The sequence below is a fragment of the Staphylococcus sp. HMSC059F04 genome, from assembly GCF_001812565.1.
In the GTDB taxonomy this organism is placed as follows: Bacteria; Bacillota; Bacilli; order Staphylococcales; family Staphylococcaceae; genus Staphylococcus; species Staphylococcus lugdunensis.
The window spans coordinates 345,856-363,591 of record NZ_KV809462.1 but is presented as its reverse complement, the minus strand read 5'-3'; the positions used below and the strand labels follow the sequence as shown (position 1 = coordinate 363,591).

Annotated in this window: 11 protein-coding genes and 1 pseudogene; 7 read left to right on the top strand and 5 right to left on the bottom strand. The window is 32.9% G+C overall.

The window, feature by feature from the left end; all coding sequences use genetic code 11:
* Positions 1-140 precede the first annotated feature (140 nt).
* Positions 141-2,846 (top strand): aconitate hydratase AcnA, encoded by a 2,706-nt coding sequence (gene acnA / locus HMPREF2864_RS02240; RefSeq protein WP_070544863.1) that lies wholly within the window; start codon positions 141-143, stop codon positions 2,844-2,846.
* A gap of 215 nt (positions 2,847-3,061) precedes the next feature.
* The gene (gene menI / locus HMPREF2864_RS02235) at positions 3,062-3,535 is read left to right on the top strand and encodes a 1,4-dihydroxy-2-naphthoyl-CoA hydrolase MenI (protein ID WP_070544862.1); all 474 of its coding nucleotides are present in this window, start codon (positions 3,062-3,064) and stop codon (positions 3,533-3,535) included.
* A 160-nt stretch (positions 3,536-3,695) separates the two neighbouring features.
* Here the strand turns inward: menI and HMPREF2864_RS02230 are convergent, their stop codons facing one another.
* Both HMPREF2864_RS02230 and plsY read right to left on the bottom strand, forming a co-directional pair.
* Positions 3,696-3,992 (bottom strand): HesB/YadR/YfhF family protein, encoded by a 297-nt coding sequence (locus HMPREF2864_RS02230; protein WP_002478237.1) that lies wholly within the window; start codon positions 3,990-3,992, stop codon positions 3,696-3,698.
* A gap of 376 nt (positions 3,993-4,368) precedes the next feature.
* On the bottom strand, positions 4,369-4,977 hold the full coding sequence (gene plsY / locus HMPREF2864_RS02225) for a glycerol-3-phosphate 1-O-acyltransferase PlsY (protein ID WP_002459195.1): 609 nt from the start codon (positions 4,975-4,977) through the stop codon (positions 4,369-4,371).
* Between the two features lie 205 nt (positions 4,978-5,182).
* On the opposite strand from plsY, the gene parE reads away from it, so the two are divergent.
* The 5 genes from parE to mprF all read left to right on the top strand — a co-directional run bounded on the left by parE (position 5,183) and on the right by mprF (position 15,490).
* Positions 5,183-7,177 carry a DNA topoisomerase IV subunit B gene (gene parE, locus HMPREF2864_RS02220; RefSeq protein ID WP_161510815.1) on the top strand — a complete coding sequence of 665 codons (1,995 nt, stop codon included), beginning with the start codon at positions 5,183-5,185 and terminating at the stop codon, positions 7,175-7,177.
* Positions 7,174-9,576, top strand: coding sequence for a DNA topoisomerase IV subunit A (gene parC, locus HMPREF2864_RS02215; protein ID WP_060795605.1), 2,403 nt, complete (start codon positions 7,174-7,176; stop codon positions 9,574-9,576). Before parE ends, parC begins: the two co-directional genes overlap by 4 nt.
* 211 nt (positions 9,577-9,787) lie before the next feature.
* A complete protein-coding gene (locus HMPREF2864_RS02210; RefSeq protein ID WP_037542944.1) occupies positions 9,788-11,245 on the top strand; it encodes a glutamine transporter AlsT in 1,458 nt (485 codons plus the stop codon).
* A 310-nt stretch (positions 11,246-11,555) separates the two neighbouring features.
* Positions 11,556-12,779: an AI-2E family transporter gene (locus HMPREF2864_RS02205; protein ID WP_002459191.1), complete on the top strand. Its 1,224-nt coding sequence runs from the start codon at positions 11,556-11,558 to the stop codon at positions 12,777-12,779.
* A gap of 188 nt (positions 12,780-12,967) precedes the next feature.
* Complete coding sequence (mprF, locus tag HMPREF2864_RS02200; protein ID WP_002459190.1) at positions 12,968-15,490, top strand: bifunctional lysylphosphatidylglycerol flippase/synthetase MprF; 2,523 nt, start codon at positions 12,968-12,970, stop codon at positions 15,488-15,490.
* Positions 15,491-15,685: 195 nt separating this feature from the next.
* Here mprF and HMPREF2864_RS02195 read toward each other — a convergent pair.
* The 3 genes and pseudogenes from HMPREF2864_RS02195 to HMPREF2864_RS12385 form a co-directional block, all read right to left on the bottom strand.
* A pseudogene (locus HMPREF2864_RS02195) lies at positions 15,686-16,060 on the bottom strand (transposase); the annotation flags it as partial.
* A gap of 309 nt (positions 16,061-16,369) precedes the next feature.
* Entirely contained in the window at positions 16,370-16,627 is a 258-nt protein-coding gene (locus tag HMPREF2864_RS12390) for an SdpA family antimicrobial peptide system protein (RefSeq protein WP_002459188.1), read from the bottom strand.
* A gap of 140 nt (positions 16,628-16,767) precedes the next feature.
* Entirely contained in the window at positions 16,768-17,013 is a 246-nt protein-coding gene (locus tag HMPREF2864_RS12385) for an SdpI family protein (RefSeq protein ID WP_037540376.1), read from the bottom strand.
* Positions 17,014-17,736: the final 723 nt, after the last annotated feature.

The following is a 17,736-nucleotide window of genomic DNA, read 5'->3' as shown; positions in this document are numbered from 1 at the left end:
ACTTATATAGTCCGATTAAAAAAGGAAATCCTAAAAACGCCTATTTATAGCGAATTGCAGTTGTTTTAAAATTTAGTTAATTATACAATTTAAGTAACGGCATATAAAAATATTATGATTTAGTTCAAGGGGGAAATACTATGGCTTCTAACATGAAATCACATGCTAAAAAGACATTTAAAGTGAACGACAAATCTTATGTGTATTATGATTTGAAAAGTTTAGAAGAACAAGGTTTAACTACGGTATCTAAATTACCATATTCCATCAGAGTATTATTAGAATCTGTATTAAGACAAGAAGATGATTTTGTTATTACGGATGATCATATTAAAGCATTAAGTCATTTTGGGGGAGAAAATAACGAAGGTGAGGTTCCATTTAAACCTTCTCGAGTGATTTTACAGGATTTTACTGGAGTTCCAGCAGTAGTGGATTTAGCATCATTGCGTAAAGCAATGAACGATGTTGGTGGCGATATTAATAAAATTAATCCAGAAGTTCCTGTTGACTTAGTCATTGATCATTCTGTTCAAGTAGATAGTTATGCAAATCCAGATGCGCTTGAACGCAATATGAAATTGGAATTTGAACGAAATTATGAAAGATATCAATTCTTAAATTGGGCAACTAAAGCATTTAACAACTATAATGCAGTACCGCCTGCAACTGGTATTGTACATCAAGTGAATTTAGAATACTTAGCTAATGTCGTTCATGTTCGTGATGTTGATGGAGAAGAAACAGCATTTCCAGACACACTAGTAGGTACTGACTCTCATACAACTATGATTAATGGTATCGGGGTATTAGGATGGGGTGTTGGTGGTATTGAAGCAGAAGCAGGTATGCTTGGACAACCCTCTTATTTCCCAATTCCAGAAGTTATTGGTGTCAGATTAACTAACACATTACCTCAAGGCTCAACCGCTACGGACTTAGCTTTAAGAGTGACTCAAGAATTACGTAAAAAAGGTGTAGTTGGCAAATTTATTGAATTCTTTGGACCAGGTGTTACAGATTTACCACTAGCTGATCGTGCAACTATCGCAAATATGGCGCCAGAATACGGTGCTACTTGTGGCTTCTTCCCAGTTGATGAGGAATCACTAAAATATATGAGATTAACAGGACGATCAGAAGAGCATGTTGCATTAGTTAAAGCATACTTGGAACAAAACAATATGTTCTTTACTGTTGATAAAGAAGACCCAGAATACACTGATGTTATTGACTTAGATCTATCTACGGTTGAAGCATCATTATCAGGGCCAAAACGTCCCCAAGACTTAATCTTTTTAAGTGACATGAAATCAGAATTTGAAAAATCAGTTACTGCACCTGCGGGTAACCAAGGTCATGGATTTGATAAAAAAGAATTTGATAAAACAGCTGAAATCCAATTTAGTGACGGTTCAACTGCAACTATGACAACAGGGGATATAGCGATAGCAGCAATTACTTCATGTACAAATACATCAAATCCATATGTCATGTTGGGGGCAGGTCTAGTTGCTAAGAAGGCTGTCGAAAAAGGGCTCAAAGTGCCAGAATTTGTTAAAACTTCATTGGCTCCAGGTTCAAAGGTTGTAACAGGTTATTTACGTGATTCGGGTTTACAAGAATATCTTGATGATTTAGGCTTCAATCTAGTTGGTTATGGTTGTACAACATGCATTGGCAATTCAGGTCCACTTTTACCTGAAATAGAAAAAGCAATTGCTAAAGAAGATTTGCTTGTTACGTCTGTATTATCAGGTAACCGTAATTTTGAAGGTCGTATCCATCCATTAGTTAAAGCAAACTACTTAGCTTCACCGCAATTAGTTGTTGCTTATGCTTTAGCTGGGACTGTTGATATTGATTTGCAAAATGAGCCACTTGGAAAAGGAAAAGATGGCGAAGATGTTTATTTAAATGATATTTGGCCATCAATAAAAGAAGTTGCAGACACAGTAGACAGTGTAGTGACGCCCGAGTTATTCTTGGAAGAATACAAAAATGTATATAATAATAATGAAATGTGGAATGAAATTGATGTGACTGACGCACCATTATATGACTTCGATCCTAATTCAACATATATTCAAAATCCTACATTTTTCCAAAACTTATCTAAAGAACCTGGCACAATTAAACCTTTAAAAGATTTGCGTGTTATGGGTAAGTTTGGAGATTCAGTTACAACTGACCATATCTCACCAGCTGGTGCAATTGGTAAAGATACGCCAGCAGGTAAATATTTACTTGATCATGATGTACCTATTCGTGATTTTAATTCATATGGTTCAAGACGTGGGAATCATGAAGTTATGGTACGTGGCACATTCGCAAATATTCGTATTAAAAACCAATTAGCACCTGGAACTGAAGGTGGCTATACAACTTATTGGCCAACGGATGAAGTGATGCCTATCTATGACGCTGCTATGAAATATAAAGAGGACGGTACTGGTTTAGCTGTATTAGCTGGTAATGATTATGGTATGGGTTCTTCACGTGACTGGGCTGCCAAAGGTACTAACTTATTAGGCGTTAAGACAGTTATTGCTCAAAGTTATGAACGTATTCACCGTTCTAACCTAGTCATGATGGGGGTATTACCATTACAGTTTAAAGATGGTGATTCAGCAGACTCACTTGGCTTAGATGGTAAGGAAGAAATTTCTGTAGATATCAATGAAGATGTTAAGCCGCAAGATACTGTTAAAGTTCATGCTAAAAAGGAGAATGGTGAAGTAGTTGATTTCGATGCAACTGTTCGCTTTGATTCTTTAGTAGAGTTGGATTATTATCGTCATGGTGGTATTTTGCAAATGGTTTTACGTAATAAACTTGCACAATAAACAAGGCGAAATACAGTCTGGGACATCATTATGTTTTAGGCTAGGAACTAATTATTAGCAGTAGTTAACTGGATTGAAAATACGCTGATACCAAACTTTTTCAATTCTAGTCAACCTGGTTGGGGTGGGACTACGAATTCATCATGAATTCTGCTCCGCTCCTTTTTTATGTTAGAATTGATAAGAAAGTTATATTGAAAGAAGGATATTTGATTATGATATACAGTATTACTGAAATCGAGGCTAGATACCAAGAAACAGATAAAATGGGTGTGATTTATCACGGCAACTATGCTACATGGTTTGAAGTAGCGCGCACAGATTATATTAGAAAATTAGACTTTAATTATGCTGACATGGAAGCGGTGGGCATTATATCTCCTGTTACAGATTTGAATGTGAAGTATATCAAATCCATTACATATCCTGAAACTGTTAAAGTTAAGACTTGGGTGGAAAAATATTCGCGGCTACGTTCAATTTATAGCTATGAAATATATAATGAGCAAGGAGAACTTGCTACAACAGGGACTACTGAGCTAATTTGTATGAAGGCAGATAATTTTAGACCTATTAGATTAGATCGCCATTTTCCAGATTGGCATGAAACATATAGTAAAGTTGAAGCATTAAATAAAAATAATATTGAGTTAGAAGTAACGAATAAAGATGATTTAAATCATCTTTAAAATTAAGCGGAACGAATATATTACAAAATAGTTTTTAAACCTTTGAAATGATAGCTTAAAGCAAATGAGCTATTTTTATAAAAAAATAGCTATGAAGACTGATATCTTGAGTAAAAGTCTCATAGCTATTTCTTATTATTCTATTAAACTGCAATTGATGTTACTTTGTAGTATAAGCTATTTCATCTTCGTGATTAACGGTATCAACTTCAATAATATCGTCTTTAAAGTACCACAAATCGTCTTCAGCAACTACAACTTTAAGGTTATTATAATTTTCACTGTAACCAATATCTATGTCATCTTCATTTTCAACGCGAAAAGCAGGACTGAAGCCTTGTTTTAATTGGAATTCTCCACCGTAGCGGACATAGAATTGTAAAACTTTATTGTTGTCTGGCAAATCTAATTCATCTTTAAACCAGTTGATAGCTTGTTCAGTTAATTGTATTTTCAATTTATAACCTCCTAATAGCTCATTCATCAATACCCATAAATAATTTATCTTCGCAAGTAGGATTATAGCATAGTAGCTATTAAAAATATTTGAATATGCTTAATGAAATAGTTAACGATAACTCAAGAATAATATTGAGGCTGGTGCATCATTATGTTTAAAGCTACGAACTATATATTGGCAGTAGTTGATTGGATTGAAAATACACTGATACCAGGCTTTTTTCAATTCTATTCTGGACTACGAATTCATCATGAAATCTGTTCCACTCTCGTTTTCCAATTTTAAGTTGTTATTGTATTATAAAAACCGCAAAAGCTTATACAAGTCTTGTTGCGGTCGAAAAATAGCAATAATTTTAAATTGTTGAGCTTAATTACATCCATTTAATTTTAGGTTCTTCACCCTTGACAATTCTGATAATATTAGAACGATGTCGTACAATTAATATAACTGAAACAAGCAAACTGACACCAAGTAATACATAGTCATGTATGACAAATGCACCAACAACACAACTAATCGCAGCAATAATACTTGATAAGGACACAAATTTAGATAGGTATAAAATAATAAAGAAAATCAATGCTAAAATTAGCAACAATATAGGATTAACCCCTAGTACGACACCTGCACTTGTAGCTACTGCTTTGCCACCTTTAAATTTAAGATAGACAGGATAAACATGGCCTAGAATTGCAAATAAACCAACGATGAGTCCATGGGTAAAAAAGGTGCTTAGTGGGCCATCTGCATGCACAGGCAACCAAATTGGAAAGAATACAGTTATGAATCCTTTAAAAATGTCTAGAAATGTTACTAAAAAACCAGCAGGCTTGCCAAGTACTCGAAAGCTATTTGTTGCACCAGTGTTGCCACTTCCAAATTGTCTTATATCTTTTTTAAAAAAGAGTTTTCCAACAACATAACCACTTGGAAAAGCTCCTATGAGATAGCTGAGTAACAACATGAGGACTATCATCATAATAATTACACATCCTTTTATAACTTAGCTCTATTTTACCATAAACTGATTATTTTTTACGACAATAAATTTAAAACAAATGTTATGGTAAATAAATAGCCTTGTTTTAAACTCAGACTTGCAATTTAAGCGGATTTATATAAGAATAACTATTGTATAGAAAAAATAACGAACGTACGTTTGTAGGAGGAAAATTACATTGACAGTGAATAAAAAAAACAATTATTCAGATGATTCAATACAGGTTTTAGAAGGATTAGAAGCTGTGCGTAAAAGACCTGGTATGTATATTGGCTCCACTGATAAGCGCGGGCTCCACCATTTAGTATATGAAGTTGTTGATAACTCTGTTGATGAAGTATTAAATGGCTATGGTGATGAAATCAACGTCACAATTAATAAAGATAATAGCATTACTATTGAAGATAATGGTCGAGGTATGCCAACAGGAATCCATGCTTCAGGTAAGCCGACGGTACAAGTTATTTTTACCGTTTTACATGCTGGAGGTAAATTTGGTCAAGGTGGTTATAAAACATCTGGTGGCTTGCATGGTGTGGGTGCATCAGTAGTGAATGCGCTTAGTGAATGGCTAGAGGTTGAAATACATAGAGATGGAAATATCTATAAACAAAGTTTTAAAAATGGGGGTTTGCCTGCCACTGGTTTAGTCAAAGCAGGAAAAACTAAAAAAACTGGCACTAAAGTAACTTTTAAGCCTGATCCAGAGATTTTTAAAGCGTCAACGACATTTTCTTTCCAAACATTAAGCGAGCGTTTACAAGAGTCTGCATTTTTATTAAAAAATCTAAAAATTAAACTAACCGATTTACGCAGTGGTAAAGAACGTGAAGAACTATACCATTATGAAGAAGGTATTAAAGAATTTGTAAGTTACGTAAATGAAGGTAAAGAAGTATTACATGATGTAACTATGTTTTCTGGCCAATCTCATGGCATTGAAGTCGATGTGGCTTTTCAATATAATGATCAATATTCTGAGAGTATTTTAAGTTTTGTTAATAATGTACGGACTAAAGATGGTGGAACGCATGAAGTAGGATTTAAAACTGCTATGACCAGAGTATTTAACGATTATGCACGACGCATTAATGAATTAAAAGAAAAAGATAAGAATATTGATGGTAATGATATACGTGAAGGACTAACAGCCATTATTTCAGTGAGAATTCCTGAAGAATTATTGCAATTTGAAGGACAAACAAAGTCTAAACTTGGAACAACAGAGGCTAGAAGTGCAGTAGATTCTGTCGTAGCTGAGAAATTACCTTTTTATTTAGAGGAAAAAGGGCAGCTTTCCAAATCTTTAGTTAAAAAAGCAATTAAAGCACAGCAAGCACGTGAAGCAGCTCGCAAGGCCCGCGATGATGCCCGTTCTGGTAAAAAGAATAAACGTAAAGATACATTGTTATCTGGAAAACTCACACCTGCACAAAGTAAAAATACTGAGAAAAATGAATTGTACTTAGTCGAAGGTGATTCAGCAGGTGGTTCTGCCAAGTTAGGACGTGATCGCAAATTCCAAGCGATTTTGCCACTTCGAGGTAAAGTAATCAACACAGAGAAGGCGCGCTTAGAAGATATATTTAAAAATGAGGAAATTAACACGATTATTCATACAATCGGTGCTGGTGTAGGTAACGATTTTAAAATTGAGGATAGTAATTACAACAGAGTTATCATCATGACCGATGCGGATACTGATGGTGCTCATATACAGGTACTGTTATTAACGTTCTTCTTCAAATACATGAAACCTTTAGTTCAAGCAGGACGAGTGTTTATTGCTTTGCCGCCACTTTACAAACTTGAAAAGGGTAAAGGAAAAGCTAAGCAAGTTGAATATGCCTGGACGGATGATGAATTAGACAAACTTCAACAATCACTAGGAAAAGGATTTACGTTGCAACGGTATAAAGGTCTAGGTGAAATGAATCCCGAACAATTATGGGAGACGACGATGAATCCAGATACAAGAACATTGATTCGAGTACAAGTTGAAGATGAAGTGCGATCTTCTAAACGTGTTACTACATTAATGGGTGATAAAGTCGCACCAAGACGTGAGTGGATTGAACGCCATGTTGAATTTGGTATGCAAGAAGATTTGAGTATTTTAGATAATACAGAGGTTCAAGTATTAGACAATGAAAATTATACTGAGGAGGAAACAAATTGAGTGAGATAATACAAGACTTATCACTTGAAGATGTTATTGGTGACCGCTTTGGTAGATATAGTAAATATATAATTCAAGAACGTGCTCTGCCAGATGTAAGAGATGGACTTAAACCAGTACAACGCCGTATTTTGTACGCTATGTATAGCAGTGGTAATACGTATGATAAGAATTTCCGTAAAAGTGCCAAAACTGTTGGGGATGTCATTGGACAATATCATCCTCATGGCGATTCATCAGTATATGATGCGATGGTACGTTTAAGTCAAGATTGGAAATTACGTCATGTACTCGTAGAAATGCATGGGAATAATGGTAGTATCGACAATGATCCTCCTGCTGCAATGCGTTATACAGAAGCTAAGTTAAGTCAATTAGCTGAAGAATTATTGCGCGATATTAATAAAGAAACAGTATCTTTTGTCTCTAACTATGATGATACAACCCTTGAACCTATGGTGTTACCGGCGCGATTTCCTAATTTACTAGTTAATGGTTCTACTGGTATTTCAGCAGGTTATGCTACTGATATTCCACCTCATAATTTAGCTGAAGTCATTCAAGCAACCTTAAAGTATATAGATAATCCTAATATATCAGTAAGTCAGCTTATGAAATATATTCAAGGGCCAGATTTTCCAACTGGTGGCATTATTCAAGGTGTTGATGGCATAAAGAAAGCATATGAAACTGGTAAAGGGAAAATTGTAGTTCGTTCAAAAGTTGAAACAGAAGCATTAAGAAATGGCAGACAACAATTAGTTGTGACCGAAGTGCCATACGAAGTAAATAAAAGTTCGCTTGTTAAGCGAATTGATGAATTACGAGCAGATAAAAAAGTAGATGGAATTGTCGAAGTTAGAGATGAGACCGATCGTACTGGTTTGAGAATCGCTATTGAATTAAAGAAAGAAGCTAATAGTGAGGCTATTAAAAATTATCTATTCAAAAATTCTGACTTACAAATTTCATATAATTTCAACATGGTGGCAATAAGCGACGGTAGACCAAAATTGATGGGTATTCGTCAAATTATTGATAGTTATTTAAATCATCAAATTGAAGTTGTTGTCAATAGGACTAAATTTGATTTGGATCATGCAGAAAAGCGTATGCATATTGTAGAGGGATTGATGAAAGCTTTATCTATTTTAGATGAAGTTATCGCCCTTATCCGAGAATCGAAAAACAAACGAGATGCTAAAGATAATTTAGTGGCAACATATGGTTTTACAGATGCTCAAGCAGAAGCGATAGTTATGTTGCAATTATACCGTTTAACAAATACGGATATTGTTGAATTGAAAAATGAGCACGCTGAGCTTAGTGAACGCATTAAAGAATATCGTCATATTTTAGATAACCATGACGCTTTGCTAACTGTTATTAAGAACGAATTAAAAGATATTCGTAAGCGTTTTAAATCTGAAAGACTGTCTGCAATTGAAGCAGAAATTGCAGAAATTAAAATCGATAAAGAAGTAATGGTTCCTAGTGAAGATGTCATTATGAGTGTTACTGCTCAAGGATATATTAAACGTACTTCAACACGAAGTTTTAATGCGAGTGGTGTTTCAGAAATCGGGCTTAAGCAAGGTGACCGATTATTAAAATATCAAGAGGTAAATACACAGGATACGATTCTTGTCTTTACAAATAAAGGCAGATACTTGTTCATTCCGGTACATAAATTAGCAGACACGCGGTGGAAAGAATTAGGGCAACACGTGTCACAACTTGTAGCAATCGAAGAAGACGAATATATAATCAATGTATATAATGAAAAAAATTTCCAACAAGAGGCATTTTATATTATGGCTACACGTAACGGTATGATTAAAAAAAGTCATGCTGGATTATTTAAAACAACACGTTACACTAAACCATTAGTTGCTATGAAAGTGAAACCGCAAGATGAAATTATAAGTGTACAACGTTTGACAGAAGATCAAATTATAACGGTACTAACGCATAAAGGTATGTCATTAACATATAACACTAATGAGTTATCTGACACAGGTTTGAGAGCTGCTGGTGTGAAATCTATCAATTTAAAGGTGGAAGATTTCGTAGTTATGACCGAAGTTGTTGAAGCTGGACAAACGATCATTATGGCTACCCAACGTGGGGCTATGAAACGTATTGACTTTAAAGTTTTACAATTGGCAAAACGAGCTCAACGAGGTATTACTTTATTGAAAGAATTAAAGAAAAATCCACATCGAATCGTTGCTGGTCATGTGGTAACAGAAAATCAATCTGAATATATAATCTATTCAGAGTCACATGTTGAAGAAGGTCTTATTGTTGATATTCATAAATCTGAACAATACACGAATGGTTCATTCATCGTCGATACGACTGAGTTTGGAGAGGTAATTAATATGACTATTCAATAATGTTTTTAGTGATTTTATTTTCATAGTTAAAATAAAATGATAAACTTAGAATTGTTATTTATTTTTTAACTTGTATAAAAGCAAGAGATTTACATTTAATAGGAGTAAGTTCATTGTTCCATTTTCAATGAATCATATAACCTAAACTATAAATGTAAATCTCTTAACGTATTCACTAGATAAATTTAGATAAATGTGAGGTATGGATAGAGTGAGAGATTTTGATAATTTGATTCCTGGCTGGTTTAAGACAATTGTGCAAGTCGGAAACGATTTAATATGGTCACAGTACCTAATTGGTCTGTTACTAACGGTTGGCTTCTTCTTTACTATTAGTTCAAAATTTGTACAACTTAGAATGTTGCCAGAAATGTTTAGAGCGCTCGTTGAGAAACCAGAAACATTAGAGTCTGGAAAGAAAGGTATTTCACCATTTCAAGCGTTTGCGATAAGCGCCGGCTCACGTGTGGGTACGGGGAATATTGCAGGTGTTGCTACTGCCATTGTTCTTGGTGGCCCAGGTGCAGTATTTTGGATGTGGATTATTGCTTTTATCGGAGCAGCAAGTGCGTTTATGGAAGCTACACTTGCCCAGATATATAAAGTTCATGATAAAGAAGGTGGGTTCCGTGGAGGACCTGCATATTACATAACAAAAGGACTTAATCAAAAATGGTTAGGTATTTTATTTGCGATTTTAATTACAGTGACATTTGCATTTGTATTTAATACGGTGCAATCTAATACGATTGCAGAATCATTAAATACACAGTACAATGTCAACCCTGTGATAACAGGCGTTGTATTAGCAGTTATTACTGGGATTATCATTTTTGGTGGTGTTCGTAGTATTGCAACACTATCATCACTAATAGTACCTATTATGGCTATTATTTATATTGGTATGGTTTTAGTTATTTTATTGATGAATTTAGATCAAGTTGTTCCAATGATTGGCACAATTATCAAGAGTGCTTTTGGCATTGAACAGATTGCTGGTGGTGCGTTAGGAGCTGCTATATTACAAGGTATTAAGCGTGGTTTATTCTCAAATGAAGCTGGTATGGGTTCAGCACCAAATGCTGCAGCGACAGCGGCTGTTCCACATCCAGTTAAACAAGGTTTAATTCAATCTCTTGGTGTTTTCTTCGATACAATGCTCGTATGTACTGCTACAGCGATTATGATTTTACTTTATTCAGGTTTGAAATTTGGCGATAGTGCGCCACAAGGTGTTGCTGTCACACAATCAGCTTTAAATGATCATTTAGGATCTGCTGGCGGTATCTTTTTAACTGTAGCTGTGACTTTATTTGCATTTTCATCAGTTGTAGGGAACTATTATTACGGACAGTCTAATATAGAGTTTTTATCAACGAATAAAATAATCTTATTTATTTTTAGATGTTTAGTTGTGATATTAGTGTTTGTTGGTGCTGTAGTTAAAACGGAAACAGTATGGAGTACAGCAGATTTGTTTATGGGACTTATGGCCATTGTGAATTTAATATCGATTATTGGTTTATCCAATGTAGCTTTCGCAGTGATGAAAGATTATCAACAACAACGTAAAGAAGGAAAACATCCCGTGTTCAATCCCGAAAATTTACAAATAAATTTATTTGGCATTGAATCTTGGGGACGTGAAAATAAATCTAAAAAATCATAGTGTAAACTTTTAAAGTTTGAGATATTTTAAAATGAGTAAACTTGTTAAATTATATTTATAATAACCGTTTAAAATTGCGTTGTGCTATTTAAAAACAATTTGTGTTGCTCACAAACTCTGTAAAATAGGGGTAGGAAATTAAGTCATAACTATTGGCTTTTTACCTGCTCCTATTTTATTGTATTGATGCATTTTCAGTTAAAATAATCTATAATTTATGACAAGTATGGTATGATATAGATTAGTAAAATACAATCAATTAAAAAAATATAGTTACAAATAGAGAATACGAGTTAAGGTTTGGTGAATAATGATGTTGGATGATAAAAAGAATACAGCTGAAAAGAAACCAGGTAAATTAAGTTTTTCTGAAACAAGATTTATGCGATTTTTTGGTGGTAAGGATCTTATATTTGCACTTAGTGCATTGGTATTATTAGGTATTGTTATATTTATTTTTGACAAAGTCTCATATGTATTTGAGCCTTTTATCATTGTCTTTAACACTATTGTAGCACCAATCATTCTATCGTTAATTTTGTTTTATTTAATCAATCCAATCATTAACTTGATGGAGCGTTATAACATTCCAAGATTGCTGGGTATTGTTATAGTATTTTTAGCTATTGTTGGACTTATTGCACTCATCGTTAATTTATTGATTCCGGTCATTGGCAGTCAGGTAACACGCTTAATACATAATGCGCCTGCATATGTGACTAAATTTAATGATACTTTAGATAAGGTAACGCACTTTTCGTTCTTGTCCTCATTTTATGATCAAATACAGACCAATTTAGATTCTTTATCTAAAAAGATTCCTAGTATTGTTACAGACTATTTTGATGGTTTTGGAACTAAATTAAGAACATTTGCTGAAGCTATTGTAAATGTTGGCGTAGTTTTAATAACAACACCATTTGTACTGTTCTTTATGCTAAAAGACGGTCATAAATTTAAAGAGTACACGACTAAAATTATGCCACCTAAATTTAGAAAAGATTATCATGACTTATTAGAAAAAATGAGCGTTCAAGTGGGTTCTTATATACAAGGACAAATTATTGTGTCATTTTGTATTGGTATTTTATTGTTTATTGGCTATACGATTATTGGTCTAGATTATAGCTTAATATTGGCAAGTATCGCTGCAGTAACAAGTGTTGTACCTTATTTAGGACCAACGATCGCTATTTCACCTGCAATTATTATTGCGCTAATAACCTCTCCGTTAATGCTTTTAAAATTAGCTGTTGTATGGACATTAGTTCAATTTATAGAAGGTCATTTTATTTCTCCAAATATTATGGGTAAAACATTAAAAATACATCCATTAACAATTATTTTTATTTTGCTTAGTGCAGGGAACTTGCTAGGGATTGTAGGTGTCATTTTAGGTATTCCAGCTTATGCGATATTAAAAGTACTGGTGTCTCACATATTCTTAATTTTTAAACGCCGATATAATAAGTATTATGGTGATGATGCTGGAGACTATGATATTCCTAAAGAAGATTCGAAAATAGCAGAATAGTATAGTAGCCGATGAAGTAGGACAGTTTGGGATTGCTTTATCGGCTTTTATTGCATATGTGAATCAATTCAACGGTTTAGTGCACCTTAGTATATTACAAATCTGTTAGGAAGATAGTCATGTTCAATCACAGGCAGTTATGATATATTTTCAGTAACAAAAGAATTAATTAGAATTGATGTGAAAAAATGAATCAGGAAGTTAAAAATAGAATTTTATCTATATTAAAAATTACTTTTGCAACAGCATTGTTTTGCATTGTGGTATTTACACTCTATCGTGAATTATCACATATTGATTTTAAAAATACAGTTACCGTATTTAGTAAAATCAATCGCTGGATGCTCGTTGGACTATTTGCTTGTGGTGGTGCATCATTACTCTTGCTCTCTATGTATGATGTCATCTTAGTCAAATCATTAAAGATGGAAATGCCTTTATTTAAAATCATTCGAATAAGCTACATTATCAATGCTTTTAATGCCATTATAGGTTTTGGTGGTTTTATTGGTGCTGGTGTGAGAGCAGTTGTATATAAAAATTATACGGAAGACAAGAAAAAATTAGTACATTATATTTCAATCATCTTAATCTCTATGCTCACAGGATTAAGCTTATTATCTATCTTGGTTGTGTTACATGTATTTAATGCATCACATATGATTGACAAAATAAGTTGGGTACGTTGGATATTATATGTCGTTGCTTTATTTTTACCTATCTTCATCGTATACACGATTATGCGCCCAGCAGATAAAAAGAATAGATTTATGGGTGTGTATTGCACATTAGTTTCAAGTGTTGAATGGCTAGCAGCTGCATTAGTATTATATTTATCTGTATTAATAGTCGATATCCATATTTCATTTATGACTTTAATAGGCGTCTTTATTATTGCAGCTTTATCAGGATTAGTCAGCTTTATTCCTGGTGGATTTGGTGCCTTTGATTTAGTTGTACTTCTTGGTTTAAAATCATTAGACATCCCTGAGGAACAAATTTTATTAGCGCTGTTACTTTATCGTTTTGCCTATTATTTTGTACCTGTCGTTGTGGCACTATTACTCTCTACGTTTGAATTTGGATCAACTGCTAAACGTTACTTTGAAGGTTCTAAATACTTTGTTCCGGCTAAAGACATCACCTCTTTTGCAATGTCTTATCAAAAGGATATTTTAGCAAAAATCCCATCATTATCGGTGGCTATCCTTGTTTTGATAACAAGTATCATGTTTTTTATAAATAATATGACGATTATTTATGATGGTTTATTTGATGAAAATCATCTTGTGTATTACATTGTGTTATCAATTCATACAAGTGCCTGTTTATTACTATTGTTAAATGTGAAAGGGATATTTAAACAAAGTAGAAGAGCTATTATTTTCGCAATGATCTCGATTATATTAATTTTTGGAGCAACAATTTATACATATGCATCTGCCTTATTATTAAGTTGGCTTATTGTTATGTTTGCTATATTGGTTGCTGCATACCGTCGTGCGAAAGTATTAAAGCGCCCATTCAGATTACATCAATTTGTAATGTCATTTATTATGAGTGTTGTTGTGCTTTATGTGAATCATTTTATTATCTCACAAACTTTTTATGCGTTGGATGTATATCAAATAGAAATGAATACATCTGCATTGAGATATTATTTCTGGTTAACCATTCTAGTGATTATACTTGTTGTAGGTATTATTGCCTGGTTGTTTGATTATCGATTTAATCGTCCACATCAAATAAACGACTATAAACAATGTGAAACTATTATTGATTCATATGGGGGTAACTATTTAAGCCATTTGTTATACAGTGGTGATAAAGATGTTTTTATGCATGATAATGAACAAGCCTTTTTAATGTATCGTTATAAAGGTAATGCGCTTGTTGTATTAGGTGATCCTATTGGAGATACTCAAAGCTTTCAAACGCTACTCGAATCGTTTTATCAATATGCTGAACGCTTAGGCTATGACGTTATCTTTTATCAAGTAAGTGATCGATTTATGCCACTCTATCATAACTTTGGTAATCAATTTTTCAAATTAGGTGAGGAAGCTATTATTGATTTAACCCAATTTACTATTTCAGGTAAAAAGCGTAGAGGCTTCCGCGCAACACTTAATAAACTTGAAGAGCTTGAGTTTAAGTTTGAAATTCTTGAACCGCCATTTTCTAACAACCTGATGAGTAGTTTAAAAGAAATTAGTGATATGTGGCTGGATGGTCGTCAAGAAATGCACTTTTCTGTAGGACAATTTACGACGGAATATTTATCCAAAGCACCGATTGGCGTTATTAAAGATAAAGATGATAAAATCATTGCTTTCTGTAGTTTAATGCCAACATATTATAATGATGCTATATCAGTTGATTTAATACGGTGGTTGCCGGAAATTGAATTACCACTAATGGATGGCTTATATTTACACATGTTATTGTGGAGTAAAGAAAAAGGTTACGGTGCCTTTAACATGGGTATGGCCACGTTGTCTAATGTTGGTCAAATGGATTTTGCTTTTGTGAGAGAAAGAATTGCTGGACGTGTTTTTGAACATTTTAACGGTTTATATCGTTTCCAAGGATTAAGACGTTATAAAGAGAAATATAGTCCTAGTTGGGAACCAAGATTTTTAGTTTATAGAAAAGATAGTTCTTTATGGTACAGCATGTTAAAAGTAATGCGTGTCATACGTCATAAATAATAAAACTAGGTGAACATTCTCTCAAGAAAAATTCAGGATAGAATATAAAGCCCAAAATAAACATATAAGATTAGTCAAGCCCTTTAAAATAAGCATTATTAAATTAGTCCGTTCAATTTAAATTTTTTGAATAAGGTGTTAAACTATATTTGATTGTACGTTTGACTCATGTGGAGACATTTGATAATCGTACAATTACCGATTCGATACTAAATAATGAATCGTTTTTAATAGTCGATTCATACATGCGATGACGGCAGTCTTATGAGCTTTCTCATTAGGCTGCTTTCTTAATTTATAGTAATAATCGACGACATGGTTATCATAATGACGTTGTCCCCTAATAATATTCATAACCACCCAAAATAAAAGTCTTCTCTCTTTTTTATTGTCATTCTTGGTAATCGTATCTCTACTGTGTGTACGACCTGATTGATATCGTGTAATATCTCCGATTTCGCCAATAATCATAGCCGTTGTTAATTCACCAATTCCAGGTATTGAATGAATATTTTCAAAACAATTAAGTTGCTTTGCTAACTGAATCATAGCTTCATCTAATTGTTTGAGAAGTTGAAACTTTACTTAACCTTTCTCATTTCATTTTCCTATACACGGTTTCAAGAACCCAACATACTACAAACGAATTTCAAAAGGCGAGAGTAAAGCTGACTAGTTTTTAATACGGGTTTAAAACCAAAGAGACCGTACAGTCTACTCCTCTCTATAACTATAAAAAATAGCTATGAAGAAATCTATGACGATAGATTTCTTCATAGCTAATCTTAGTATGTTTCCAAGGAATAGGATCACTATAATATATGATAATATCTCCTCTTTACTTTTGGATTTAATTGATTGTTAACCATTTTGATTTTTTCATTTTTCGACCAAATTTAATAGGATTACTAGTAGTGTCTTTCCATTTTTTTCGTTTATTTTAGATATTAGTCTTCCAACTTCTACATCTTTTAATCTGCCATATCTAGATAAACCAAAATAGTTATTTGGGCTAGCGTTTGGAAATTGTGTTGCTCGTTCTCCTGTTTTTGTGTTGATAACTCTATATGTATTATCTCTAGGATTTCTACTATAAAAAGCCCATCCTTGAGGAAGTACTCTAAAGACAAGAAGCATTAATTATTTGTGTTTTATCTTTAGTAGGGTTATTAGGCATTATACTTAATATAGAACTAATAAATATTAAAAAATAAACAAGAAATACTGATATCAAAATCATGGTAGTTTTATTGAATGTAAGATCTTCTTTTTTGTTATTATTCGACCATTTTTTTCACCTCTTTTTCAGTGATTATTATAATTACTATAATGAAAGTGATAAATAGGATGAATTGTATTATTAAAGAAGTGATAGAAATACCAAATATTATGTCAAATATAGTCCATACTATCCCTAAAGGTAAAAACCAATAGCTAAATTTAATACTAAATTTAACAAAAAAATCTTGAGTCAATTTCCAATTCTTTTTATTTTTCATTGAATTTTTAGTTCGCAGGCCCATAAAATAGTTAACTTGATCTCCAACATTATTTTTTAAAGATTTTTTAAAAAATAATGTTATTATTAAATTAGATAAAACTGTTAATAGTAAAATTATAATTAACCAACTCCTTTTTTTAATATAGCAAACGGTTGAAATAAAAACCAATCCTATTTTTAAAACTTTAATTTTTAATTTAACTTTAGAAATAATTTGATGAATACGCTATACAAAACGATTACCTATAATCGTTAATTATGTTAACTAAACTAAAAGGCATAAACGTTGATTTAACAGCGTTTATGCCTTTTGATTATTTATTATCCATTATGCAGGTTTTATACATACTTCCAATGATACGTTTTCATATATTTTGATCAAGAGAAATTTTGTATCTTTATTCAGTTCTTAAGCGTCTAAAAAATAGACGGGGAGCATTCAATTTGATTTTTGATGACGATGATACAAATTTACTATACGTACTTGAAAAGATGTATGTGTTTAATACAACTTTAAAAACAGTCGGGGACATAAATCCTAGAAAAATAGCCAATAAATGACTTTTATAATTTTATTTACTGGCTTCTTTATTTACAATATTTCGTATTGTTGGCTCGCTTTCTTAGGGGACAGCTTCAGCTTGTCCTGTTCCCTCAAAAGTCTCACCAAAATACGGTGTATTTATTTGTAATGATACATTGAAATACTTTAAAAAATAAGGCACTTTCGTATAATTTAATAAAC